This window comes from Escherichia fergusonii ATCC 35469 (genome assembly GCF_000026225.1).
Classification (GTDB): Bacteria; Pseudomonadota; Gammaproteobacteria; order Enterobacterales; family Enterobacteriaceae; genus Escherichia; species Escherichia fergusonii.
In genome coordinates, this window is sequence record NC_011740.1 from 1,665,628 (window position 1) to 1,690,491 (window position 24,864).

Here is a 24,864-nt window from a genome sequence, read left to right on the forward strand (position 1 = left end):
GTTGGCTTGCATCAGGAGGATAATATGTCAGCATCTATCAATACATCTTATTTCAATCAGGGAAATGCTGCCGTTTTTTTTGGTAACGAAGTTATTGAACCTTTTACTAAACGCGACAATATTCTGGACTCGTTGCTTCGTTTTGTGACATTTGGCAAATGTAATTATCGAAAGTTGCGGGAAAGTTTTAATCAGGCTATTTACTTAGATTATCGTCATGGCCCGGATAATAGTTTAATAAAAAAATTTAATAGCCATGAAAGCAATCTGCCATTACGTTTTGGATTTGATAAATTTGCGATAACTCTTGAACATAAAAAAGACTATATAGAGATGCATGTTATCCCTTATAGCAGTCGACTTAGTTATCAGGTTATTAAATTACCCGGTGATTTTAAAGTCAGTACTGATTGCGCCCTTCGTTTTATCCTGAAACACTTTGAGTGTGGGCGAAAGCGTACAACCAATAAACTTTTCAAACCATTGTGCGAGATACCTTCTGGTACGAATTTTTCCGGTAAGGATCTGAGTTTTCTTGATTTATCACATCGTTTATTGTCGCAACTCACCTGTGAACAAACCAAATTTCTTCATTCCAGCTTGCATAACTCGACAATAATTGACTGTAACATGAATCAGGCACATTTTTATTTAGCCAATCTTGAGAAGGCAAAAATAATCAATTCAACTTTTTGGTACGCCCATCTTACTGAGCCAGGGATAGAGAGTGCTAATGTTCATCTGGATGCTAAAGAAAATTCATCTGATGAAAAACAACAAACAAGCATTAAAAAAATAAAAATCCAGGGTAATCCTTATACTTTTTATTCAGCTCAATTTAGTCAAAAACAAGTGGATACCATGATAGAGGAAAATGATAGCTATGCTGAACACAGCAAATGGATTTATGTTGATGGTGTTGCACAGTCAAACATTGCAGAGTTACTCTTAAATGGCAGTCAAAGTGATTGTTGGGATAATTATCGAAATAATATAACCAGTCAGTAACCTTCCTTATATTACTGCGAACAACGACAAGGTGTTTTTCGCAGTATTGCCCCTGAATCTTCGTAGGTACTATCAGATCAAGTATATATCTGTATGTTTTTTATCCCTTCGCTTCTGGTATTGCTACTCCCGGATAAATCCATTAACAAAGATTGCGCTATCCTCGCTCCAGGTATCAACTATTCATTCATCTAATACTTATGCCTTACAACAACCTCAAAGCAAGGTTGTATTGACTAGACTTAACAGACAGATACAGGTGGTTGAGCATACCGAGGCAAATCCTCTGGCAAAAGACTCCCGCCCCTTCAACGAGTTAACTTTTTCGTTTAGCAATGAGAGCAAATTATGATCACAATTGACGGTAATGGCGCGGTAGCTTCGGTGGCGTTTCGCACCAGTGAAGTTATCGCCATCTACCCTATTACCCCCAGTTCCACGATGGCAGAACAGGCTGATGCATGGGCCGGAAACGGCTTGAAAAACGTTTGGGGAGACACACCACGCGTGGTTGAAATGCAGTCGGAAGCGGGTGCTATCGCTACCGTGCATGGTGCTTTGCAAACTGGCGCCCTCTCAACATCGTTTACGTCATCGCAGGGTTTGCTGCTGATGATCCCAACGCTGTACAAACTGGCAGGCGAACTGACGCCGTTTGTCCTGCATGTTGCGGCACGTACCGTTGCCACACATGCACTCTCTATTTTTGGCGATCATTCCGACGTCATGGCGGTGCGCCAGACGGGTTGCGCGATGTTGTGTGCAGCAAACGTCCAGGAGGCGCAAGACTTTGCTCTCATTTCGCACATTGCGACACTTAAAAGTCGCGTGCCATTTATTCATTTCTTTGATGGTTTCCGCACCTCCCACGAGATCAATAAAATTGTCCCGCTGGCCGATGACACTATTCTTGAACTGATGCCGCAGGCAGAAATTGATGCTCATCGCGCCCGTGCACTCAACCCGGAACATCCGGTGATCCGCGGCACGTCCGCCAATCCTGACACTTATTTCCAGTCTCGCGAAGCCACCAACCCATGGTACAACGCAGTCTATGACCATGTTGAACAGGCGATGAATGATTTCGCTGCCGCGACAGGTCGCCAGTATCAGCCGTTTGAGTATTACGGGCATCCACAAGCGGAACGGGTGATTATCCTGATGGGCTCTGCCATCGGCACCTGTGAAGAAGTGGTTGATGAATTGCTGACCCGTGGCGAAAAAGTCGGCGTGCTGAAAGTTCGCCTGTACCGCCCCTTCTCCGCCAAACACTTACTGCAAGCATTGCCGGACTCTGTTCGGATAGTGGCGGTGCTGGATCGCACCAAAGAGCCAGGTGCGCAAGCGGAACCCCTGTACCTGGATGTGATGACCGCACTGGCAGAAGCCTTTAATAATGGCGAGCGTGAAACCCTGCCCCGTGTCATTGGTGGGCGCTATGGTCTTTCATCCAAAGAATTTGGCCCGGACTGTGTACTGGCGGTATTTGCCGAGCTCAACGCAGCTAAACCGAAAGCGCGCTTTACGGTTGGTATTTACGATGATGTGACCAATCTGTCACTGCCGTTGCCGGAAAACACCCTGCCAAACTCGGCGAAACTGGAAGCCTTGTTTTATGGTCTTGGTAGTGATGGCAGCGTTTCCGCGACCAAAAACAATATCAAGATTATCGGTAATTCCACGCCGTGGTACGCACAGGGCTATTTTGTTTACGACTCCAAAAAGGCGGGCGGCCTGACGGTTTCTCACCTTCGCGTGAGCGAGCAGCCGATTCGCTCCGCTTATCTCATTTCCCAGGCTGATTTTGTTGGCTGCCACCAGTTGCAGTTTATCGACAAATATCAGATGGCTGAACGTTTAAAACCTGGCGGCATTTTCCTGCTCAACACGCCGTACAGCGCAGATGAAGTATGGTCGCGCTTGCCGCAGGAAGTTCAGGCGGTGCTAAATCAGAAAAAAGCGCGCTTCTATGTGATTAACGCGGCGAAAATTGCCCGCGAATGTGGCCTGGCGGCCCGTATTAATACTGTCATGCAGATGGCATTTTTCCATTTGACACAAATTCTGCCTGGCGATAGCGCCCTGGCCGAATTGCAGGGCGCGATTGCCAAAAGCTACAGCAGCAAAGGCCAGGATCTGGTGGAACGCAACTGGCAGGCTCTGGCGCTGGCGCGTGAATCGGTAGAAGAAATTCCGTTGCAACCGGTAAATCCGCACAGTGCCAATCGACCGCCAGTGGTTTCCGATGCTGCTCCTGATTTCGTGAAAACCGTTACCGCTGCAATGCTCGCTGGGCTTGGCGATGCTCTCCCTGTTTCGGCGCTGCCACCAGATGGCACCTGGCCGATGGGCACCACACGCTGGGAAAAACGCAATATTGCCGAAGAGATCCCCATCTGGAAAGAGGAACTCTGTACTCAATGTAACCACTGCGTCGCCGCTTGCCCACACTCAGCTATTCGCGCCAAAGTGGTGCCGCCTGAAGCAATGGAAAATGCCCCTGCCAGCCTGCATTCGCTGGATGTAAAATCGCGTGATATGCGCGGGCAGAAATATGTCTTGCAGGTAGCTCCGGAAGATTGCACCGGCTGTAACCTGTGCGTCGAAGTTTGCCCGGCGAAAGACCGTCAGAATCCAGAGATTAAAGCCATCAATATGATGTCGCGCCTGGAACATGTCGAGGAAGAGAAAATCAATTACGATTACTTCCTCAACCTACCAGAAATCGATCGCAGCAAACTGGAACGTATTGATATTCGTACATCGCAACTGATTACACCGCTGTTTGAATATTCAGGTGCTTGCTCCGGTTGTGGCGAGACGCCGTATATTAAATTGCTGACTCAGCTCTATGGCGACCGGATGTTGATCGCTAACGCTACGGGTTGTTCTTCAATTTATGGCGGTAACCTGCCCTCTACACCGTATACTACCGATGCCAACGGTCGTGGACCGGCATGGGCGAACTCGCTGTTTGAAGATAACGCCGAATTTGGCCTTGGTTTCCGCCTGACGGTCGATCAACACCGTGTCCGCGTGCTGCGTCTGCTTGATCAATTTGCCGATAAAATCCCGGCTAAATTACTAACTGCGTTGAAATCAGACGCCACACCAGAGGTTCGTCGTGAACAGGTTGCAGCTTTACGCCAGCAACTCAACGATGTTGCCGAAGCACATGAACTGCTACGTGATGCAGATGCACTGGTGGAAAAATCAATCTGGCTGATTGGTGGCGATGGCTGGGCTTACGATATCGGCTTTGGCGGTCTGGATCATGTATTGAGTTTGACGGAAAACGTCAACATTCTGGTGCTGGATACGCAATGCTATTCCAACACCGGTGGTCAGGCGTCGAAAGCGACACCGCTGGGTGCAGTAACTAAATTTGGCGAGCACGGCAAACGTAAAGCGCGTAAAGATCTTGGCGTCAGTATGATGATGTACGGTCATGTTTATGTGGCGCAGATTTCTCTTGGCGCACAGCTCAACCAGACAGTGAAAGCGATTCAGGAAGCGGAAGCGTATCCGGGGCCATCGCTGATCATCGCTTACAGCCCGTGTGAAGAGCATGGTTACGATCTGGCACTCAGTCACGACCAGATGCGCCAACTCACTGCCACTGGCTTCTGGCCGCTATATCGCTTTGATCCGCGTCGTGCCGAAGAAGGAAAACTGCCGCTGGCGCTGGATTCACGCCCGCCGTCAGAGGCACTGGAAGAAACGTTACTTCACGAGCAGCGTTTCCGTCGTCTGAATTCGCAGCAACCAGAAGTGGCAGAACAGTTATGGAAAGATGCTGCAGCTGATTTGCAAAAACGCTATGACTTCCTGGCACAAATGGCCGGAAAAGCGGAAAAAAGCAGTTCAGAGTAAGAAATAAAAAAAGCCCGGACATTTGTTCGGGCTTGTCGATTATATTGCTGGTAAATGAGTAAATCTGCGGTAGCCCAGCATAAAAAGCAATAGTGACAAGAAAGGCATATAACGGCTGGAGAATATCGCACCGGCTGTCATTTGTATAATTTTTATTTTATATACTTACGCTTAATACATTCACCTAAATTATGATGATTTCAGTGGTATTATTTGATTAAGATTTAACTTAAGACGCAACAATTGATATTTATCCTTTTATGGAACTTCTCCTTTAGCATGTTTTCACCCCCTTATACGGGGTAGTAACAGGTAGATAATAAAATAAAAGGAATATATCAATGAAAAGAAAAGTACTGGCTCTCGTCATCCCTGCACTGCTTGCTGCAGGGGCAGTTCATGCGGCAGAAATTTATAATAAAGACGGTAATAAGTTAGATCTTTATGGCAAGGTGGATGGTTTACATTATTTCTCTGATAGTTCAGCGAAAGATGGCGATCAAAGTTATGCACGTCTTGGCTTTAAAGGTGAAACACAAATTAATGATCAGCTTACGGGTTTTGGTCAGTGGGAATACAATATTCAGGCCAATAATACTGAGTCTTCAGAAAACCAATCATGGACTCGACTGGCATTCGCTGGATTGAAATTTGCCGACTACGGTTCTTTCGATTATGGCCGTAACTATGGTGTTATGTACGACGTTGAAGGCTGGACAGATATGCTGCCGGAATTTGGTGGTGACTCTTATACTAATGCCGACAACTTTATGACGGGTCGTGCCAACGGCGTGGCAACTTATCGCAATACCGATTTCTTTGGACTGGTTAACGGCCTGAATTTTGCCGTGCAGTATCAGGGTAATAACGAAGGCGCGACTAATGGTCAGGAAGGCACAAATAACGGACGCGATATTCGTCATGAAAACGGTGATGGCTGGGGTCTTTCCACCACTTACGATTTAGGCATGGGCTTTAGTGCTGGTGCCGCTTATACCTCATCTGACCGTACCAATGACCAGGTGAATCATACTGCTGCTGGTGGCGATAAAGCTGATGCGTGGACCGCAGGTTTGAAATACGATGCCAACAATATCTATCTCGCAACTATGTATTCTGAAACACGCAATATGACTCCGTTTGGCGACAGCGATTATGCCGTGGCAAATAAAACTCAGAACTTTGAAGTAACCGCACAATACCAGTTCGATTTTGGTTTGCGTCCGGCTGTTTCATTCCTGATGTCCAAAGGCCGTGATTTGAATGCTGTTGGTGGTGCGGATAACCCGGCAGGTGTCGATGATAAAGATTTGGTGAAATATGCTGATATTGGCGCGACTTACTTTTTCAACAAAAATATGTTTACCTATGTTGATTATAAAATCAACCTGTTAGATGAAGATGATAGTTTTTACGCTGCTAATGGTATCAATACCGATGATATTGTAGCGTTGGGACTGGTTTACCAGTTTTAAACCTATAGCCCGCCGGCAACGGCGGGTTTTTTCCTGTTGCCTTTTCCTGTTGAATTAATGTGAAAATGTGACCGTGGTCATTGTACATAATGTCGGATAAGGCGTTACACTTTATACGGATTTGTAAACAGGAGGTTTTATGAGTAGAACGATTCTTGTCCCAATTGATATCTCTGATTCAGAATTAACTCAACGGGTGATAAGCCATGTTGAGAACGAAGCAAAAATAGATGATGCACAGGTTCACTTTCTGACTGTTATTCCATCTTTGCCCTATTACGCTTCTCTGGGGCTGGCCTATTCCGCTGAATTACCCGCAATGGATGATCTGAAAGCGGAAGGCAAATCGCAACTGGAAGATATTATTCAGAAGTTTAATATTCCCACCGACAGAATACATATCCATGTTGCAGAAGGTGCACCAAAAGACAAGATTCTTGAGCTGGCGAAAACCTTACCTGCCGATTTGATCATTATTGCTTCTCATCGTCCGGATATTACCACCTACCTGCTTGGTTCCAACGCAGCTGCCGTTGTGCGCCACGCCGAATGTTCGGTGCTGGTAGTGCGTTAATTATTCAGCCCGCCATTACGTGCGGGCTTACTCTCCGACAATTATTGCCTGCCCCGCCAACATTTTGGGCGCGTCCAGCGCATACGTAAGCTTCATTGGGGCAGAATGACAAATAAAAGAGCCTGATGGGACAGGTTCTAAATGTGCTGACATTTACTGCACTAATCCGTACCATACACGCCACAGTTTTATATCAGACTTCTTTTGCCGGATTTTCCGGCGTGATGCATACTCTTCTGATGCCACATAATGAATTGAGCCACTATTAAATGTCGCAAAATCAAGAATTTAGTAAGAAAGAAATCTACAACCTGAACAAATTGCAGAAACGTCTGCGCCGTAACGTGGGCGAAGCGATTGCTGACTTCAATATGATTGAGGATGGTGATCGCATTATGGTTTGCCTTTCCGGTGGCAAAGACAGTTACACCATGCTGGAGATCCTGCGCAATTTACAACAAAGCGCGCCGATCAGTTTTTCGCTGGTGGCGGTGAATCTTGATCAAAAACAACCAGGATTCCCTGAACATATTCTGCCGGAATATCTGGAAAAGCTTGGTGTTGAATACAAGATTGTCGAAGAAAATACCTACGGTATCGTTAAAGAGAAGATCCCGGAAGGTAAAACGACATGTTCTCTGTGTTCACGTCTGCGCCGTGGTATTTTGTACCGTACCGCTACCGAACTCGGTGCAACCAAAATCGCGCTGGGCCACCATCGCGACGATATCCTGCAAACGCTGTTTTTGAACATGTTCTATGGCGGTAAGATGAAAGGTATGCCGCCAAAACTAATGAGCGATGATGGTAAACATATTGTGATTCGCCCGCTGGCCTATTGTCGTGAGAAAGATATCCAGCGTTTTGCGGATGCCAAAGCATTCCCCATTATTCCATGCAACCTGTGTGGATCGCAGCCAAACCTGCAACGCCAGGTTATCGCAGATATGCTGCGCGACTGGGACAAACGCTATCCGGGGCGTATCGAGACCATGTTCAGCGCAATGCAAAACGTGGTGCCTTCACATTTGTGTGATACCAATTTGTTTGATTTCAAAGGCATTAAACACGGTTTTGAAGTGATTAATGGCGGCGATTTGGCATTTGACCGCGAAGAGCTCCCACTGCAACCTGCGGGATGGCAACCAGAAGATGATGAAAATCAACTTGATGAGTTGCGATTGAACGTGGTGGAAGTCAAATAACTGACCTGTCATTCATTGCCCGATGCGCAAGATTATCGGGCATGAATACCAGTATTAATCCAGTTATGTGTATGCCGGAGAAAATGCTTCTGTATTGCTTCCGGCATTCAGGTTACTTCAGCAATCGTACCCGGCAAGTCTTGCCTTTAATTTTCCCGTCCTGTAATTGCTTCCACGCTTTATGAGCCACTTCTTGTCGTACTGCGACATAAACATGCGCCGGATGCACGGTAATTTTACCAATATCGGCACCATCCAACCCGATATCCCCGGTTAATGCCCCAAGGACATCGCCAGGACGCATTTTGGCCTTTTTCCCACCATCGATACATAAGGTAGCCATTTCAGCAGCCAGTGGCACGATGGTAGTAACCGCAGGTGGCATTTGCCAGTTCAGTTTCAATTGCAACATATCGGAGATGATATTGGCACGCTGAGCCTCTTCCGGCGCGCAAAAGCTGATTGCCAGACCACTTTTCCCGGCTCGGGCAGTACGCCCGATGCGATGAACATGTACTTCTGGATCCCAGGCCAGCTCAAAATTAACGACCAGCTCGAGTGATTTAATATCCAGACCACGCGCGGCGACATCTGTGGCCACTAATATCCGTACACTCCCGTTAGCGAAACGCACCAGGGTTTGATCACGATCGCGTTGTTCTAAATCACCATGTAACGCTATTGCGCTTTGCCCCACGTCGTTTAGCGCATCACAAACCAACTGACAATCTTTTTTGGTATTACAGAACACCACACAAGATGACGGTTGATATACGCTCAGCAGACGTTGCAATAGTGAAATCTTTCCTGATGATGACGTCTCGTAAAAGTGCTGTTCAACCGGCGGTAATGCATCGGTGCTATCAATTTCAATGGTGAGTGGATCACGCTGTACACGCCCACTGATGGCGGCAATAGCTTCTGGCCAGGTAGCCGAGAATAACAGCGTCTGTCGTGACGCCGGGGCAAAGCGAATGACTTCATCGATGGCATCACTAAATCCCATATCAAGCATTCTGTCAGCTTCGTCCATAACCAGCGTATGCAGTGCTTCAAGCGAGACGGTGCCTTTTTGCAGGTGATCTAACAAACGCCCCGGCGTAGCTACAATAATATGCGGAGCGTGTTGTAATGAATCACGCTGAATGCCGAACGGTTGACCTCCACATAAGGTCAGGATTTTAGTATTGGGCAGAAAACGTGCCAGGCGACGCAGCTCCCCCGCAACCTGATCTGCCAGTTCACGCGTCGGACACAACACTAATGCCTGTGTCTGAAATAAAGTGGCATCGATATGCTGTAATAATCCGAGACCAAAGGCCGCCGTTTTGCCACTACCGGTTTTCGCTTGTACGCGAATATCTTTCCCGGCAAGAATTGCAGGTAGCGCCGCAGCTTGCACGGGTGTCATGGTTAAATAGCCCAACTCATTAAGATTTGTAAGTTGGGCGGCAGGCAAAACGTTAAGGGAGGAAAAAGCGGTCACAATTATTCTCTTGGTCATCGGCGCAAAGTTAGCAGGCGCGTATCCTCGCAGATCTGCGCTCACGATGCGACAATTTAATCGGTTCTTCATCTGGTGGTGGGTCCGGCATTGGCTGTGGACGTGGAATCGGATCAGGCACCGGAATGGGATCACCAGGAATAGGTTCAGGCGTTGGAATTTGCAAATGGATGAGTGTTGTCATCGTTACCCTCCGGTCAATGGTTGACTCTTAAAGGGTAGTCGCTGAAAAAATATCAGGTAAAAAAAAGCCGACTTATCTAAGTCGGCGTCGTACGAATCAATTGTGCTATGCAGTAATTCAAAAAAGGAAGTAAGACAATATGGAGCGCAACGCCCATCGCTTGACGTTGCATTCACCTGCGAGAGAGATATTGCCCTGAATAGGTAGAGAGTTTATTGACTTCGCTCAATTTTTCTGGCGTTTTCCTGTACAGAGCATCACAGAAATCGCTTTTGTTACAACCATTTACTACGATGCAACCATAAAGCAACACCACCAATAAGAACGACTAACAGTATACAAAACAGCGAGAAACCAAATCGCCAACCTCCACCTGGAATACCACCAAGGTTCACGCCGAATAACCCTGTCAGAAAAGTGCTGGGCAAAAACACCATTGCCATCAGTGACATGGTATAAGTCCGACGCGCCAGGTTTTCTTGCATCACCTGTGCAATCTCATCAGCCATCACCCCTGTACGAGCAATACAGGCATCTATTTCGTCTAAGCCCCGACCCAGGCGATCGGCAATATCCTGCATTCTCCGCCGCTGATCATCATTCATCCATGGTAATCGTTCACTGGAAAGTCGGGCGTAAACGTCACGCTGTGGTGCCATATATCGACGCATCACAATCAATTGTTTGCGCAGCAGTGCCAGAAATCCACGCGGAGGAATTTGCTGATCGAGCAGATTATCTTCAAGGTCGATAATTTTATCGTGTAGTTGCTCGATAAACTCGCTGGCATGATCGGTCAGCGCATCACAAACATCCACCAGCCATCCACCACAATCTTCAGGGCCAGTGCCCTCTTCCAGATCGCTGACAACGTCATCCAGCGCCAGCACTTTGCGCTGGCGAGTTGAAACAATCAGGCGCTCATCCATATACACCCGCATGGCCACTAACTGATCTGGTCGTTCGTCAGTGCTGCCATTGATACAACGAAGTGTAATGAGCGTTCCCTCCCCCATACGGTTCACTCGTGGGCGGGTACTTTCTCCAGCCAGCGCATCACGCACGTTGTTCGGCAATAAAGGCGTCGTTGCCAGCCACTGAGCGCTTTCAGGATGCGTGTAATTAAGATGTAACCAGCACGGATGTTCACTGTCGATAACATCATTGTCAGTAAGCGGTTTTACGCCGCCATTTCTGTCCAGTATCCAGGCGAAAACCGCATCAGGTACGTTTACGTCTGCTCCCTTAATTGCTTCCACAGAGCCTCCATATTCATCTGATTCTCTTGCTAGTCTAGTTCCCTGTCACGGTTACGCAATATTGTTTTCTGGCATCACCATGAATTAATTCAGAAAATTATATCTCAACTGACAGGCATTCAGACTTTTATGCCTGACAAAGAATTAACGTCTACTATTATCGGGATAGCCATTTCATACATTACTACTATTTCCCTTTTTCAAAACAATAATTGTTCATAAAAATAACGAGTTGCCAATGATTACACACAACTTCACTCCCCTGGATTTATTATCCATTCCAGTCTGGATTGTCTCGCCCGCTACGGAAGAATTATTGTTTGCAAACGCCGTAGCACGGAAGCTTTCCCAGAATCAATCTTTCAACCAGATGCGAAACAACATTTATTCCGTCGGCGCACAACAAACACTGACGCAATATCTTACTGATCTCTATCATCGCCATGACATTGTGGAACTACTGACGGTCTGGCGTGATGGGGAAAAAATACCCCTTTCCTGTCGTTTGTCATTAAATCACCTGGCTGATATTGGCGAAGTTATTGTTTTCGAAGGTATGGAGTTGCCTGCGACCCAGGGTCTGAAAGCCAGTCGCTCAGCGAATTACCAACGTAAAAAACAGGGTTTCTATGCTCGCTTTTTTCAAACCAACTCAGCGCCAATGTTACTGATTGATCCCGCTCGTGATGGACTAATCGTCGATGCAAATCTGGCTGCCCTCAATTTTTATGGTTATGACCATGAGAATATGTGCCAGCGACATACATGGGAAATCAATATGTTAGGCCGTGACGTATTACCAGTGATGCAAGAGATAGCCCGTCTACCTGGCGGACATAAGCCGCTTAATTTTGTGCATAAGCTTGCAGATGGTTCCACTCGTCATGTGCAAACATACGCAGGACCGATTGAGATATATGGCGACAAACTTATGCTCTGCATTATTCATGACATCACTGAACAAAAGCGGCTGGAGCAGGAGTTGGAACAAGCTGCCATGCGTGATGCCTTAACCGGGCTGCTTAATCGTCGGCAATTTTTTCTGCTCACTGAGCATAATTCTTCGCAGCCGGGATTAATGAGTCAGGATTACAGCTTGTTGTTGATCGATACAGATCGTTTTAAAAGTGTGAATGATCTCTACGGCCACCAGAAAGGAGATGATGTGCTGTGCGTGTTAGCACGTACGCTGGAAAGTTGTGCCCGTAAGGGCGATCTGGTTTTTCGCTGGGGAGGTGAAGAGTTTGTTTTATTACTGCCACGCACTACCCTCGATGACGCTCTGGCGCTGGCCGAAACAATCCGCGCTCAGGTGGCGAAAATTACCCTCACGGGTTTGCCACGATTCACGGTAAGTATTGGTGTAGCGCGTCACGAAATCGATGAAACAATCGATGCCTTGTTTAAGCGGGTTGATGATGCGTTGTATCGGGCAAAAAATGATGGTCGTAATCGGGTGTTAGCAGCCTGAAGTTTGCGCCAGGTGCTGATTACTGGCACCCTGGCGCGATAAAGTCATGCTTATTCGGCAGCCTCACGCTCAGCGAAAATTTGCTGAGCGAGATGCATTGAGGCGTTTGCCGCTGGCAGCCCGCAATAAAGAGCTGAGTGCATAATCAGTTCTTTCAACTCTTCTTTTGTCACGCCATTATTGAACGCTGCATTGAGATGCATTTTGAGTTCGGCTTCGCGGTTGAGTGCAATCAACATAGCAATAGTAATCATACTGCGGGTATGGCGCTCCAGACCCGGACGACTCCAGATATCACCCCATGCAAAGCGGGTAATAAAATCCTGAAACTCTTCGTTCAGCGAAGTGAGATTTTGCAATGTACGATCAACATGCTCATCACCCAGCACACCACGGCGGACTAACATCCCTTGCTGATAACGTTCTTCATCGCGCATTGTTGCCCCCACAAAACTCAATTAATAAAGCATTTACCACTTCCGGCGCTTCGATGGAGGACAAATGTGACGCTGTCACAATTTCCAGGCGAGAGCCGTCTATTTTCTGCTGCATGAACTGTGCGTCGGCTACGGTTGTCACCGGATCAAGCTCACCGGCGATCAACAATACCGGAAGATCGATAGCACTAAGTTCAGCGCGTAAGTCTGCATTTGCTAATGCTTCGCAACAGCTGGCATAGCCTTCAGGAGAAGATTCTGCTAATTGCTGACACAGAAATGCCACATGTGTAGCGGCTGTCAGGCGATAACTCTCACTGAACCAACGTTCTGGTGCTGTTGCGGCGATCGCCTGCATCCCCTTTTCTCGCACTGCTTGTGCACGGCTAAGCCAGCCTGTTGCTTCTCCAATCTTAGCCGCGCTATTGAGCACCGTTACGCTATGAAATCGTTGCGGTTTATAGCGTGCCAGCCAGAGTCCAGTCAGCCCGCCCATAGAAATCCCGCAAAAGTGAGCTTTTTCAATCGCAAGATGATCAAGCAATGCAACGACATCTTCACCTAATTGCGCCAGGGTAACCGTCTCGTTTTTTTCTGTTTTTCCATGGCCATGCGTGTCGTAGCGCAATACACGAAAATGCGAAGTCAGTGCGGATATTTGTGGTTGCCACATCGAAAGCGTGGTGCCCAGTGAATTCGACAGCACAATAACCGGCGCATTCTCCGGCCCTTCTATCTGGTAATTAATTTTCATTTTGTTGTTCCTTATAGCGAGCCAGCACCCGGTCGATAAAGACCTGTGCACTGCCGGTCGCTGCGGTAGGTTCCAGCAAATTTTTAATTTGGGTGGCGTTAAGCCATGAGGTAATACGCGTATCGTTTACCAGTACGTCGTACAAGGCGTGTTGCTGTTCGATTGCTTGCCGACAAAGCACTTCCACCAGATGATGGGCATCCTGTTTACCAATAAACTCCGCCAGCGCCAAAGTCACTGACTCCGCCATCAATAACCCGTGGGTAATATCGAGATTTTCACGCATCTTTTGTGGGTACACTTGCATTCCCTGCACCAGTTCCTGGCTTTGCGCGATAATATTCCCTGTCAACATAATCAGCTCTGGTAAGGTTTCCCACTCAGCTTGCCAGCCACCAAGTGCGCGTTCATGCTGTTGTAACTGGCTGGCATACAGGGTAGCCATTAAACCCGGGGTACGCTGTGCAGCGGTAAGAATAGAGGCACAAATGACAGGGTTACGCTTATGGGGCATTGCGGATGAACCGCCTCGTCCGGCAACGGCAGGTTCACTCACTTCTGCAACTTCCGTCTGCATTAACAGTGCAAAATCCTGCGCAAATTTTGCCAGTGTCGCCCCTGTGCCCGCATACCAGGCGGCAATTTCCAGTAAGCGATCCCGTTGCGTATGCCATGGCAAATCCGGCAGCGTCAATCCCAGGACTTTCGCCAGTTCGGCAGCCACCGGTAGTGCATCCTGCTTAAGCGAAGCCAGAGTTCCTGCCGCACCACCAAATTGCAGCACCAACACACGCGGCAGTAACTCCTCTAAACGCACCTGCCAGCGAAGTAATGCATCCAGCGTTCCGGCAAGTTTTAAGCCCAGGGTCACCGGGAGCGCTTGCTGCATCCATGTACGACCTGGCATTACCGTCTTCTGATAACGAAAAACCTGTTCCGCGAACGTAGCAAGCAACTGGTTTACACTCTGTTGGGTAAGTTGAAGTGCCTGGCGTAATTGCAGTATTAACCCGGTATCAATGACATCCTGGCTGGTTGCTCCCCAGTGAACGTAACGTGCCGCTGCGGCATTATTTTTCTTCACCTGCGCGGTTAATTGCTTCACCAGTGGGATAGCCAGATTCCCCGCCAGCGCCGCATCCCCCCCCAGCGCCTGAACGTCAATATTTTCAGCTCTGCATGCAGCCGCAATTGCCGCGACCGCAGATGGCGGGATCACCCCACAACGTGCCTGAGCCAGTGCCAGGGCTGCCTCGAAATCCAACATCCCCTGCAATAAGCACTCATCGGTAAAACAGTCCGTTAGCGCACTGCCACGCATCAGCGGAGTCAACACTGCCATCACTTCTCCTTACACTCGTTCAATAATCAGGGCGATCCCCTGCCCGACACCGATACACATAGTGCATAGCGCATAACGCCCCCCGGTACGTTGCAGTTGTCGGGCCGCTGTCATCGCCAGCCGCCCACCAGATGCACCCAACGGATGCCCCAGCGCAATCGCCCCGCCATTCGGATTCACATGTGTCGCGTCATCCGGTAACCCTAAATCACGCATTACCGCCAGCGCCTGAGCGGCAAAGGCTTCATTGAGTTCTATAACATCCATTTGATCCAGCGTTAACCCTGTCTGCGCCAGAACTTTGCGCACCGCAGGCGCGGGTCCAAACCCCATAATACGCGGTGCAACGCCTGCGGTTGCAATACCCACCACCCGAACTAACGGTTGCAAATCATGCTGCCGCATTGCTTGTTCACTGGCGAGCAATAATGCACATGCGCCATCGTTGACACCGGAGGCATTCCCCGCAGTGACGGAGCCACCTTCACGTACCACCGCCTTCAAACCTGCCAGCGCCTCCAGTGAGGTTGCACGGGGATGCTCATCGCGGATAAAGAGTTGCGCCGGGCCTTTACGCTGCGGCACGCTAACTTCCGTCAATTCTTCTTCAAACAGACCATCTTGCTGTGCCTGAGCAGTACGTTGCTGACTACGCAGGGCAAAAGCGTCTTGATCCGCACGACTGATGCTAAATTGCCCGGCGACGTTTTCGGCTGTTTCTGGCATTGAATCAACGCCATACCGCGCTTTCATCTGAGCGTTAATAAAGCGCCATCCAATGGTGGTATCTTCCATCTTCATGTTGCGATTCCATGCGGATTCCGCTTTCCCCATGACAAACGGCGCTCGCGACATGCTTTCCACGCCACCGGCGATCATCAAATGTGTTTCACCGCTTTTAATCGCCCGGGCAGCAACACCAATGGCATCAAGACTTGAACCACAAAGTCGATTTATAGTGCTTCCCGGCACGCTTTCCGGCAGCCCGGCTAACAGTAATGCCATTCGTGCCACATTACGGTTATCTTCCCCTGCCTGGTTGGCACAACCGTAAATCACATCGTCAATAAATGCCGGATCGAGTCCTGGATTGCGTGATAACAGCGCTTTAAGCGGAATTGCAGCCAGATCATCAGCCCGAACCGTTGCCAACGTGCCACCAAATCGACCAAAAGGAGTTCGCACTGCATCGCAGATAAATGCCTGATTCATATTAGTTCCTTATGCGCTTTCCGCCAGTTGTTCAAAGCTGAGCGTGACAGGCGTCAGACGTTGCAGTTCTTCAAACGACATGCCGTTAAAGATTTCTCGCACCACGGGACCGTTATTGGTGATATCAATGACTGCCAGGTCAGTATAAATACGGCTAACGCAGCCGATGCCCGTCAGTGGATAACTGCAACGCTCAACCAACTTGCTCTGCCCGTCACGGGTCAAATGATCCATCATCACAAAAACCTGACGAGCACCAATGGCTAAATCCATCGCACCGCCGACAGCGGGAATGGCGTCCGGTGCACCGGTGCTCCAGTTAGCTAAATCACCTGTTGCGGAAACCTGATAAGCCCCCAATACGCAAATATCCAGATGCCCACCGCGCATCATGGCGAAGGAATCCCCATGGTGGAAATAACAACCACCCTGTAACAATGTCACGTACTCTTTACCTGCGTTAATCAGTTCAGGATCTTCATTGCCTTCTTTCGGCTTCGGCCCCATTCCCAACAAACCATTTTCGCTATGCAGAAAAATTTCTTTATCGGCAGGCAGATAATTGGCGATACGGGTCGGCAGACCAATCCCAAGATTGACGTATGCGCCTTCCGGGATATCCTGGGCAACGCGTTTCGCCATTTCATCACGCGAAAGCTTTTTCATTATTGACTCCTTAGGCGCTCAGTGCGTTATCTTGCAGATTTTCAAGGGAAAAAACGCGTTGGACGAAGATGCCTGGCGTAATGATATGTTCTGGATCCAGTTCTCCCAGCTCAACAAACTGGCTGACTTCCACAACGGTGGTTTTCGCCGCAGTGGCCATAATCGGACCAAAATTACGTGCAGCTTTGCGATATACCAGATTTCCCCAACGGTCAGCCTGATGCGCTTTGATCAGGGCAAAGTCAGCTTTGATAGGGTATTCCAGTACATAGTCACGTCCGTCGATGTGGCGTGTTTCTTTACCTTCTGCAAGCGTAGTACCGTAACCTGTTGGGGTAAAAATCGCGCCCAGCCCTGCCCCCGCAGCCTGGATACGTGCCGCCAGGTTACCCTGTGGCACAAGTTCAAGCTCTATTTCTTTATTGCGGTATAAGGCGTCAAAAATTTGCGAGTCCACCTGACGGGGAAACGAGCAAATCATTTTCCTTACTCGTTTTGCTTTAAGTAGCGCCGCCAGTCCTACTTCACCGTTGCCGGCATTGTTGTTAATAATGGTGAGATCGCGTGCCCCTTGATCGATCAGGGCATCGATCAGATACGTGGGTTGTCCGGCGGTGCCAAATCCACCAATCATTATGGTGTCGCCATCCGCAATCCCGGCGATGGCCTCTTCGAGCGATGACACACGTTTATCAATCATCAGGTTGCTCCTTGTCGTGCGGATTTCGCACATTTATACGTTGTTCGCACAAAATGTGACCCACATAACGAATGCAATCAAGGGCGATAATCGAAATATGGTGCGATTATCGAACATCAGATATATTTGTTAGCAGAATGTGATCTAAGGCGAACAGTGAGGAAAAAACAGTGGAAAAACATCCTGATGATCGGCTGAACAGTGATGCCGATCCTTTTAAAGGCGATCCAAATTTTATGGCCTCGCTGGCGCGTGGACTGGACGTTATTCAGGCATTTACCCCGCAGCGACGGATGATGTCTATTTCACAAATTAGCCAGAAAACAGGCATCCCAAGAGCAGCTGTCAGGCGCTGCCTTTATACACTGGGGAAATTGGGATTTGTTTATGCGCAGGATGGTAAAAATTTCGAACTACGTCCGCGAATTCTGGCACTCGGTCATGCTTATCTTGCTTCAACACCACTGGCAAGAGCAGCACAACCGGTCCTTAAACACTTAAGCGAAATGCTTAATGAATCCTGCTCTATTGCCACACTGGATGGTGACGATATTTTGTATATTGCCAGAGCGTCCAGTTCACGCATAATGACCATCGACCTTGATATTGGCAGTCGTTTACCCGCATGGGCGACCTCGATGGGCCGCGTATTACTAAGCCATTTGCCCGAAGAAAATCTCAATGACTTACTGGGCAGAGTGACGATGATTCGCTACACCTCACAGACGGTGGATTCCGTTTCAGCGCTACGTGAAGAGCTGAAAAAAGTACAACAACAAGGTTACGCCCTGAACGATCAGGAACTGGAGATGGGCTTGCGATCTATTGCGGTGCCATTAAGCAATACCCGAGGGCAAGTGCTGGCAGCATTGAACGTTGGCGTACATGCCGGACAAGTCTCTGCTGATGAATTATTAAGCCGGGTACTGCCGGAGCTACAAAAAGCGGCGCAGGAACTCTCGCTCCTGCTGGATTAGTTACCGACTGCGTTTGGCGTGGCGCTCCCAGTTTTCCTGTTTTGCCTGGGCAGTTTTACGCAATGCAACATAACATGCCCCGCTGCCACCGTGATGTGGCAGTGCGGTGCAATACGCCTGAACGTCGTCAAATTCCGTCAACCAACGGGCAACATAGCTGCGCACGATATTGGCATGAGATTTATCCTCACGGCCTTTGCCATGGATAATCAGCACATTACGTAAGCCGTCAGCCAATGCCTGATGAATAAAACTAAACACCATTTTCCGGCACTCTTCTACCGGCTGGCGAAGCAGGTTTAAACTGGCTTGCTGCGGATATTTACCACTGCGTAATTTATCTATCACGCCGTGTTGTAACCCTTCGCGACGGAACTCCAATGGTTGGCTGAGGGGAATAATGTCCAGAAACCCGGTAGTGAGGAAATTATCAAGTTGCAGAGTATCAATACGTTGCGGTGCACGTTGATTACGTGTGGGATGCCAGAGAACATCCGTTGAGCGTTTCAGCGGCTGGACATCTTCCATGGCGTCAAGAAACAGCGATTTGTCGTCAAGGTTCATACTACATCCTCCCGCAATTAAAAGCGCATTATCATAACCACGTCACTGTCCACCAACAAGAACGTACTGCTGTGTGTATTGTAGAGTCTGCGGATGTCGACAGACTCGATTTTGTTATTCCACTTCGTAAGTATGGTGACGAATGCCCGCCGCGTGATATTTTGTAGCCCCCATTCTGCATACAGGGTTGAAAAATGCTGACATTACTCGAAGATAAAATTGCCACGCCGCTGGGAATGCTTGCGGTAATTTGTGATGAACAATTTCGCCTGCGTGCAGTTGAATGGGAAGAGTATCGTCACCGCATGATGCAATTGCTGGATATTCATTACCGGACTGAAGGGTATGAACTGCGTGAAGCTAACAATCCCGGCGGGCTCTGCCAGCATCTGACAGATTACTTTGAGGGCAATCTGTCGGTAATTGACAACCTGCCTACCGCCACGGCTGGAACACCGTTTCAACGCGAAGTATGGCAGGTATTGCGAACCATTCCCTGCGGACAAGTGATGCACTATGGACAACTAGCCGAGAAGTTAGGGCGTCCTGGTGCTGCCCGCGCAGTAGGCGCCGCCAACGGCTCCAACCCCATCAGTATTGTTGTACCTTGCCATCGGGTTATTGGACGAAACGGCACAATGACCGGCTATGCCGGCGGAGTGCAGCGAAAAGAGTGGTTATTGCGCCACGAAGGTTATCTCCTGCTGTAATGACCAGGCTATTTGTGCCTTCTTACATCCTTGTTAACGTAAAGTTACCGTTAACAATGTACGGTTATTCAACAAGATATCGTTATTTCTGAAGCAAATATAAGAATAATCCGCTATTGAAGGATTTGCGCCCTTACGTGCTCACCAAAAAGATGTTAAAATTGACAAATATCAATTACGGCTTGAGCAGACCTATGATCCCGGAAAAGCGAATTATACGGCGCATTCAGTCTGGCGGTTGTGCTATCCATTGCCAGGATTGCAGCATCAGCCAGCTTTGCATCCCGTTCACACTTAACGAGCATGAGCTTGATCAGCTTGATAACATCATCGAGCGTAAAAAGCCCATTCAGAAAGGCCAGACACTGTTTAAAGCTGGCGATGAACTGAAATCGCTCTACGCCATCCGATCCGGCACGATTAAAAGCTATACCATTACCGAACAAGGCGATGAACAGATCACCGGTTTCCATTTAGCAGGCGATCTGGTCGGTTTTGATGCCATCGGCACTGGACATCATCCGAGTTTCGCCCAGGCGCTGGAAACCTCGATGGTATGCGAAATCCCGTTTGAAACACTGGACGATCTGTCCGGGAAAATGCCGAATCTGCGTCAGCAGATGATGCGCCTGATGAGCGGTGAGATCAAAGGCGACCAGGATATGATCCTGTTGTTGTCGAAGAAAAATGCCGAAGAACGTCTGGCGGCGTTTATATACAATCTTTCCCGTCGTTTCGCCCAGCGTGGTTTCTCTCCTCGCGAATTCCGTTTGACGATGACGCGTGGTGATATCGGTAACTATCTGGGGCTGACCGTTGAAACTATCAGCCGTTTGCTGGGGCGTTTCCAGAAAAGTGGTATGCTGGCAGTAAAAGGCAAATACATCACCATTGAAAATAACGATGCGCTGGCACAACTTGCCGGTCATACACGCAACGTTGCCTGATTAATCCACAAACCTTCCGTTATGTTTCTGTCAGATCGATAAATTATTTGTATTTATTGATCTGACAGAAGATTCCCCCCTGTTTCAGGGGTCTGACGCTCAGTGGAACGAAAACTCACGTTAAGCAACGTTTTCTGCCTCTGACGCCTCTTTTAATGGTCTCAGATGTCCTTTGGTCACCAGTTCTGCCAGCGTGAAGGAATAATGGCCGAGCATATTGATATGTCCGTGGCAAAGCGGGGAGAGGCGTGCGATATCTTCATCATTCAGTGTTTCACCCTGCGCCCGGAGATGATCCAGGGCTGCCTGCATATAAATAGTGTTCCATAACACGACGGCGTTAGTGACCAGCCCCAGTGTGCCCAGTTGATCTTCCTGACCGTCGGTATATCGTTTTCTTATCTCACCTTTTTGACCGTGACAGATGGCTCTGGCAACGGCATGGCGACTTTCTCCCCGATTAAGCTGGGTCAGAATGCGCCGGCGGTAATCTTCATCATCAATATAATTAAGCAGATACAGCGTTTTGTTGATGCGCCCCACTTCAATGATTGCCTGAGTCAGTCCGGAAGGACGTTCACTTTTCAGCAATGAACGGACCAGCACTGAAACCTGTACTTTGCCCAGCTTCAGGGAGCCAGCGGTCCGGATCATTTCGTCCCACTGAAGGACTATTTTTCGGGGATCTGATTGCCCTCTGGCAATATCATTCAGCACGCCATAGTCGGCATCATGGTCCATTCGCCAGAAAACCGAAGCACCGGCATCAGCCAGGCGTGGAGAAAACTGGTATCCCAGCAGCCAGAAAAGGCCAAAGACAAGTTCGCTGGCACCTGCTGTATCGGTCATAATTTCGGTTGGATTCAGCCCGGTCTCCTGTTCCAGAAGACCTTCCAGCACAAAGATAGAGTCCCTCAGCGTCCCCGGTATAACGATGCCATGAAAGCCGGAATACTGATCGGACACAAAGTTGTACCAGGTGATCCCTCTGTTATTACCAAAGTATTTGCGGTTCGGTCCGGCATTGATTGTTCTGACTGGCGTAACAAAGCGCATTCCATCTGCAGATGCCACTTCTCCTCCACCCCATATCTGTGCCAGTGGCAGCGTTGCCTGAAAATCAACCAGTCTGGCATTAGCGCTGGTGATAGTTTCAGCCCGCAGATAGTTCGCTTTTGTCCAGTTCAGCCGGTGTCGGGTCAGTGCAGGAACATTTGATCTGATCAGTGGTTCCAGACCGATATTGCAGGCTTCAGCCATCAGCACGGCGCTGATGCTGACGGGCAGATCATCAACTCTGGCACTGGCTTCACTAGCATGGAAAAACTCATCAGCAAATCCGGTATGGGCGTTAATTTCGAGCAGCAACTCCGTTAAATCCACCGGAGGGAGTAGATCACTGATCATTTTGCTCAGTCGTTTCAGACTGTCCGGCTCATCAAGACTGGCGAGGGGAGAAATTGTCAACCGGGGCTTCGGGCCAGAAACATCGAGTTCGACAGCCTCATTTTCGCAAAGACGTGCAGCAACCTGTCTGTAACGACTATCAAGCTGATGACCCAGAGATTTTATTGCTTCCTGCGGGTCTGTCGGGTGCCCCAAAGAACGATAAACCTTAATCCGGTTTGCCTGCCAGTCAGCACCCTGTAGTAATCTTGCACGAGGATCTCCCCACCGGTTACTGCCGGTAACGTAGACATCCCTCCGCCTCAGACTATCCTGCAGTTTACTGAGAAAGCAGAGCGTGTATCCCCTGCGGGTGATATGTTTTTCCTTGTTAATCACCAGCCGTTTCCATGACCGACTGATAATTTCCGTTGGTGCGTCGTCAAAAAACTGCCGCCGTGAGCTGAACTCCCGGCTGAGGTAGTCACAGGCATTCAGAGTGGTAACCCCGGCAGGTGCGGATGAAAATTTAACGGTATTCAGCAGATGGGGCAGGAAACGACGAACGCGCCCGTACTGCTCCACCATTTCTTCATGAAAATTATCGTCTGAGGGCCGGGCAATTTCACGGACAAGCGTGATGATTTCAGCCAGCTTTTGCCTTGGGATGTAGCTGAACACCTCAGCACGAATCGATTCGTCCGGTGTTTCTTCTTTCAGCAGGTACGAACATGCGCTGGCGAGCGCCAATGCAGATTTATCCAGATCCTTCAGCGAGCGGAGCCGTTTTTTCTGCCCAATCTTTCTGGCGTCACGGATGATAACGGCCAGCATGGCGTCCAGAACGTCCAATGCATCATCCAGCGCCAGCGTTTCCCATGCAAGGACAAAGGCAACCAGAACCGCCATCCTTTTCTGCGGTGACATCCTGGCAATATTGAACACCGAAGTCATACCAGCATAACGTGCGAGATTTTTCAGGCGCACAGCCGGGAGTGTACTCAGGTTTTCAGCATGCAGGCCAAAATCGTTCAGAGTTTTCCAGCGTTCAATTGCTTCATTAAACGCCGGACCACTGATGGTCACAGGGCCCTTTTTCAGTGATTCCAGTAAAGACAGGCGGCTGCAATCAGTTGGCCCCAGCAGCATCTCCAGCTGTGAACGCTGTTCGGCTGACGGTATCAGTGCCAGTTTGTTCCACAGGCGCAACGTCGCCTTTTCCCTTACCTCTGAAATCAACCGGGTCAGCGTAGTGGCTCCGGGGAGAATAATACGATGTTGCATAAGCCACCCTGTCGCCAGATCGAAAAGCAGGCCAGGACGTTCGTTGCTTATCCAGCTCCGGGTATATAAAAGACGGGTAAGGCGAAATGTCCAGGGCCAGGCAAATTCACGATACTGATAGTGCTGACGTATCAGCGCTGCATGCTCACGGCGGGTATTTTCCCTCTGACCGTATTCTGCAAGAACGGTGATATCACGAATCCCGAGCTGTCTGGCGGTAAAATGCCGGACGCCGGAAGGAATATGATTCATATCGGTGAGGAAGGTGCCCAGAAAACGGACACATCCAATTTGCAGGGCAATGCCCAGACGGTTGTGATCACCTCTGCTTTTTCCGATAAATTCCTTGTCTGCTTCATCAAGGTGAAAATATCGTGCCAGCTGAAGCTCATCCGGTTCACCGGTGAATCTGCCATAGCTTTCAGTCTGCTCAGTGGTCAGAAAGTCAACGGGCATATCGGCCTCCCTGCCTGACGGGCATTTAGTAACATTTTTCCAACCGTACGAAATGTTATAAATTATCGGACATCGTAAAACTGTTACATTAATATGTCTATTAAATCGTAAATTTGTAATAATAGACATGAGTTGTCCGATATTCGATTTAAGGTACATTTTTATGCGACTTTTTGGTTACGCTCGGGTCTCAACCAGTCAGCAGTCTCTTGATCTTCAGGTCAGAGCACTCAAAGACGCAGGTGTGAAAGCAAACCGTATATTTACCGATAAGGCATCCGGCAGTTCAACAGACCGGGAAGGGCTGGATTTGCTGAGGATGAAGGTGGAGGAAGGTGATGTCATTCTGGTTAAGAAGCTCGACCGTCTTGGCCGCGACACTGCCGATATGATCCAACTGATAAAGGAATTTGACGCTCAGGGCGTGGCAGTCCGGTTCATTGATGACGGGATCAGTACCGACGGTGATATGGGGCAAATGGTGGTCACCATCCTGTCGGCTGTGGCACAGGCTGAACGCCGGAGGATCCTAGAACGCACGAATGAGGGCCGACAGGAAGCAAAGCTGAAAGGAATCAAATTTGGCCGCAGGCGTACCGTGGACAGGAACGTCGTGCTGACGCTTCATCAGAAGGGCACTGGTGCAACGGAAATTGCTCATCAGCTCAGTATTGCCCGCTCCACGGTTTATAAAATTCTTGAAGACGAAAGGGCCTCGTGATACGCCTATTTTTATAGGTTAATGTCATGATAATAATGGTTTCTTAGACGTCAGGTGGCACTTTTCGGGGAAATGTGCGCGGAACCCCTATTTGTTTATTTTTCTAAATACATTCAAATATGTATCCGCTCATGAGACAATAACCCTGGTAAATG

21 protein-coding genes are annotated in these 24,864 nt (G+C 48.8%); 10 read left to right on the top strand and 11 right to left on the bottom strand.

Features of this window, described 5'->3' with window-relative positions:
- The first annotated feature begins 24 nt into the window (after window positions 1-24).
- The 5 genes from EFER_RS08170 to ttcA all read left to right on the top strand — a co-directional run bounded on the left by EFER_RS08170 (window position 25) and on the right by ttcA (window position 8,135).
- Window positions 25-1,008 (top strand): pentapeptide repeat-containing protein, encoded by a 984-nt coding sequence (locus EFER_RS08170; RefSeq protein WP_001276378.1) that lies wholly within the window; start codon window positions 25-27, stop codon window positions 1,006-1,008.
- Between the two features lie 348 nt (window positions 1,009-1,356).
- Window positions 1,357-4,881 carry a pyruvate:ferredoxin (flavodoxin) oxidoreductase gene (nifJ, locus tag EFER_RS08175; protein ID WP_000628215.1) on the top strand — a complete coding sequence of 1,175 codons (3,525 nt, stop codon included), beginning with the start codon at window positions 1,357-1,359 and terminating at the stop codon, window positions 4,879-4,881.
- A gap of 341 nt (window positions 4,882-5,222) precedes the next feature.
- Window positions 5,223-6,356: a porin OmpN gene (gene ompN, locus EFER_RS08180; protein ID WP_000824339.1), complete on the top strand. Its 1,134-nt coding sequence runs from the start codon at window positions 5,223-5,225 to the stop codon at window positions 6,354-6,356.
- Window positions 6,357-6,495: 139 nt separating this feature from the next.
- A complete protein-coding gene (uspF, locus tag EFER_RS08185; protein ID WP_000091708.1) occupies window positions 6,496-6,930 on the top strand; it encodes a universal stress protein UspF in 435 nt (144 codons plus the stop codon).
- 269 nt (window positions 6,931-7,199) lie between these two features.
- Window positions 7,200-8,135, top strand: a complete 936-nt coding sequence (gene ttcA, locus EFER_RS08190) for a tRNA 2-thiocytidine(32) synthetase TtcA (RefSeq protein ID WP_000081411.1) — start codon at window positions 7,200-7,202, stop codon at window positions 8,133-8,135.
- A 112-nt stretch (window positions 8,136-8,247) separates the two neighbouring features.
- Here ttcA and dbpA read toward each other — a convergent pair whose 3' ends face one another.
- From dbpA to zntB, 3 genes are all read right to left on the bottom strand, one after another.
- The gene (gene dbpA / locus EFER_RS08195; RefSeq protein WP_000123664.1) at window positions 8,248-9,621 is read right to left on the bottom strand and encodes an ATP-dependent RNA helicase DbpA; all 1,374 of its coding nucleotides are present in this window, start codon (window positions 9,619-9,621) and stop codon (window positions 8,248-8,250) included.
- Between the two features lie 28 nt (window positions 9,622-9,649).
- Window positions 9,650-9,823: a proline-rich small protein YnaL gene (gene ynaL, locus EFER_RS24425; protein WP_015953424.1), complete on the bottom strand. Its 174-nt coding sequence runs from the start codon at window positions 9,821-9,823 to the stop codon at window positions 9,650-9,652.
- A gap of 275 nt (window positions 9,824-10,098) precedes the next feature.
- The gene (gene zntB, locus EFER_RS08205) at window positions 10,099-11,082 is read right to left on the bottom strand and encodes a zinc transporter ZntB (RefSeq protein WP_000387363.1); all 984 of its coding nucleotides are present in this window, start codon (window positions 11,080-11,082) and stop codon (window positions 10,099-10,101) included.
- A 238-nt stretch (window positions 11,083-11,320) separates the two neighbouring features.
- On the opposite strand from zntB, the gene EFER_RS08210 reads away from it, so the two are divergent.
- On the top strand, window positions 11,321-12,553 hold the full coding sequence (locus EFER_RS08210) for a GGDEF domain-containing protein (RefSeq protein ID WP_024256445.1): 1,233 nt from the start codon (window positions 11,321-11,323) through the stop codon (window positions 12,551-12,553).
- A 50-nt stretch (window positions 12,554-12,603) separates the two neighbouring features.
- Here EFER_RS08210 and pcaC read toward each other — a convergent pair whose 3' ends face one another.
- The 6 genes from pcaC to EFER_RS08240 are packed head-to-tail and all read right to left on the bottom strand — an operon-like array spanning window position 12,604 to window position 17,664.
- On the bottom strand, window positions 12,604-12,990 hold the full coding sequence (gene pcaC, locus EFER_RS08215) for a 4-carboxymuconolactone decarboxylase (protein WP_001204101.1): 387 nt from the start codon (window positions 12,988-12,990) through the stop codon (window positions 12,604-12,606).
- The gene (gene pcaD, locus EFER_RS08220) at window positions 12,980-13,744 is read right to left on the bottom strand and encodes a 3-oxoadipate enol-lactonase (protein ID WP_000701084.1); all 765 of its coding nucleotides are present in this window, start codon (window positions 13,742-13,744) and stop codon (window positions 12,980-12,982) included. Before pcaD ends, pcaC begins: the two co-directional genes overlap by 11 nt.
- Window positions 13,734-15,086, bottom strand: a complete 1,353-nt coding sequence (locus EFER_RS08225) for a 3-carboxy-cis,cis-muconate cycloisomerase (RefSeq protein WP_000279884.1) — start codon at window positions 15,084-15,086, stop codon at window positions 13,734-13,736. The genes pcaD and EFER_RS08225 overlap by 11 nt, the downstream gene beginning before the upstream one ends.
- 9 nt (window positions 15,087-15,095) lie before the next feature.
- Window positions 15,096-16,298, bottom strand: a complete 1,203-nt coding sequence (pcaF, locus tag EFER_RS08230) for a 3-oxoadipyl-CoA thiolase (RefSeq protein WP_001070521.1) — start codon at window positions 16,296-16,298, stop codon at window positions 15,096-15,098.
- 9 nt (window positions 16,299-16,307) lie between these two features.
- The gene (locus EFER_RS08235) at window positions 16,308-16,964 is read right to left on the bottom strand and encodes a 3-oxoacid CoA-transferase subunit B (protein WP_000736635.1); all 657 of its coding nucleotides are present in this window, start codon (window positions 16,962-16,964) and stop codon (window positions 16,308-16,310) included.
- Window positions 16,965-16,974: 10 nt separating this feature from the next.
- Window positions 16,975-17,664 carry a 3-oxoacid CoA-transferase subunit A gene (locus EFER_RS08240; protein ID WP_000565944.1) on the bottom strand — a complete coding sequence of 230 codons (690 nt, stop codon included), beginning with the start codon at window positions 17,662-17,664 and terminating at the stop codon, window positions 16,975-16,977.
- A 170-nt stretch (window positions 17,665-17,834) separates the two neighbouring features.
- On the opposite strand from EFER_RS08240, the gene EFER_RS08245 reads away from it, so the two are divergent.
- Window positions 17,835-18,641, top strand: coding sequence for an IclR family transcriptional regulator domain-containing protein (locus EFER_RS08245; RefSeq protein WP_000410929.1), 807 nt, complete (start codon window positions 17,835-17,837; stop codon window positions 18,639-18,641).
- On the opposite strand, the gene smrA is transcribed toward EFER_RS08245, so the two are convergent.
- Window positions 18,642-19,205 carry a DNA endonuclease SmrA gene (gene smrA, locus EFER_RS08250; RefSeq protein ID WP_001046843.1) on the bottom strand — a complete coding sequence of 188 codons (564 nt, stop codon included), beginning with the start codon at window positions 19,203-19,205 and terminating at the stop codon, window positions 18,642-18,644.
- Between the two features lie 194 nt (window positions 19,206-19,399).
- Here smrA and ogt point away from each other — a divergent pair, with 194 nt between their 5' ends.
- Window positions 19,400-19,915 carry a methylated-DNA--[protein]-cysteine S-methyltransferase gene (ogt, locus tag EFER_RS08255; RefSeq protein ID WP_000956793.1) on the top strand — a complete coding sequence of 172 codons (516 nt, stop codon included), beginning with the start codon at window positions 19,400-19,402 and terminating at the stop codon, window positions 19,913-19,915.
- A 194-nt stretch (window positions 19,916-20,109) separates the two neighbouring features.
- Window positions 20,110-20,862 carry a fumarate/nitrate reduction transcriptional regulator Fnr gene (fnr, locus tag EFER_RS08260; RefSeq protein ID WP_002431524.1) on the top strand — a complete coding sequence of 251 codons (753 nt, stop codon included), beginning with the start codon at window positions 20,110-20,112 and terminating at the stop codon, window positions 20,860-20,862.
- A gap of 120 nt (window positions 20,863-20,982) precedes the next feature.
- On the opposite strand, the gene EFER_RS08265 is transcribed toward fnr, so the two are convergent.
- Window positions 20,983-23,988 carry a Tn3-like element Tn3 family transposase gene (locus EFER_RS08265; RefSeq protein ID WP_001143760.1) on the bottom strand — a complete coding sequence of 1,002 codons (3,006 nt, stop codon included), beginning with the start codon at window positions 23,986-23,988 and terminating at the stop codon, window positions 20,983-20,985.
- A 163-nt stretch (window positions 23,989-24,151) separates the two neighbouring features.
- Here EFER_RS08265 and EFER_RS08270 point away from each other — a divergent pair, with 163 nt between their 5' ends.
- A complete protein-coding gene (locus EFER_RS08270; RefSeq protein WP_001235713.1) occupies window positions 24,152-24,709 on the top strand; it encodes a recombinase family protein in 558 nt (185 codons plus the stop codon).
- Window positions 24,710-24,864 lie beyond the last annotated feature (155 nt).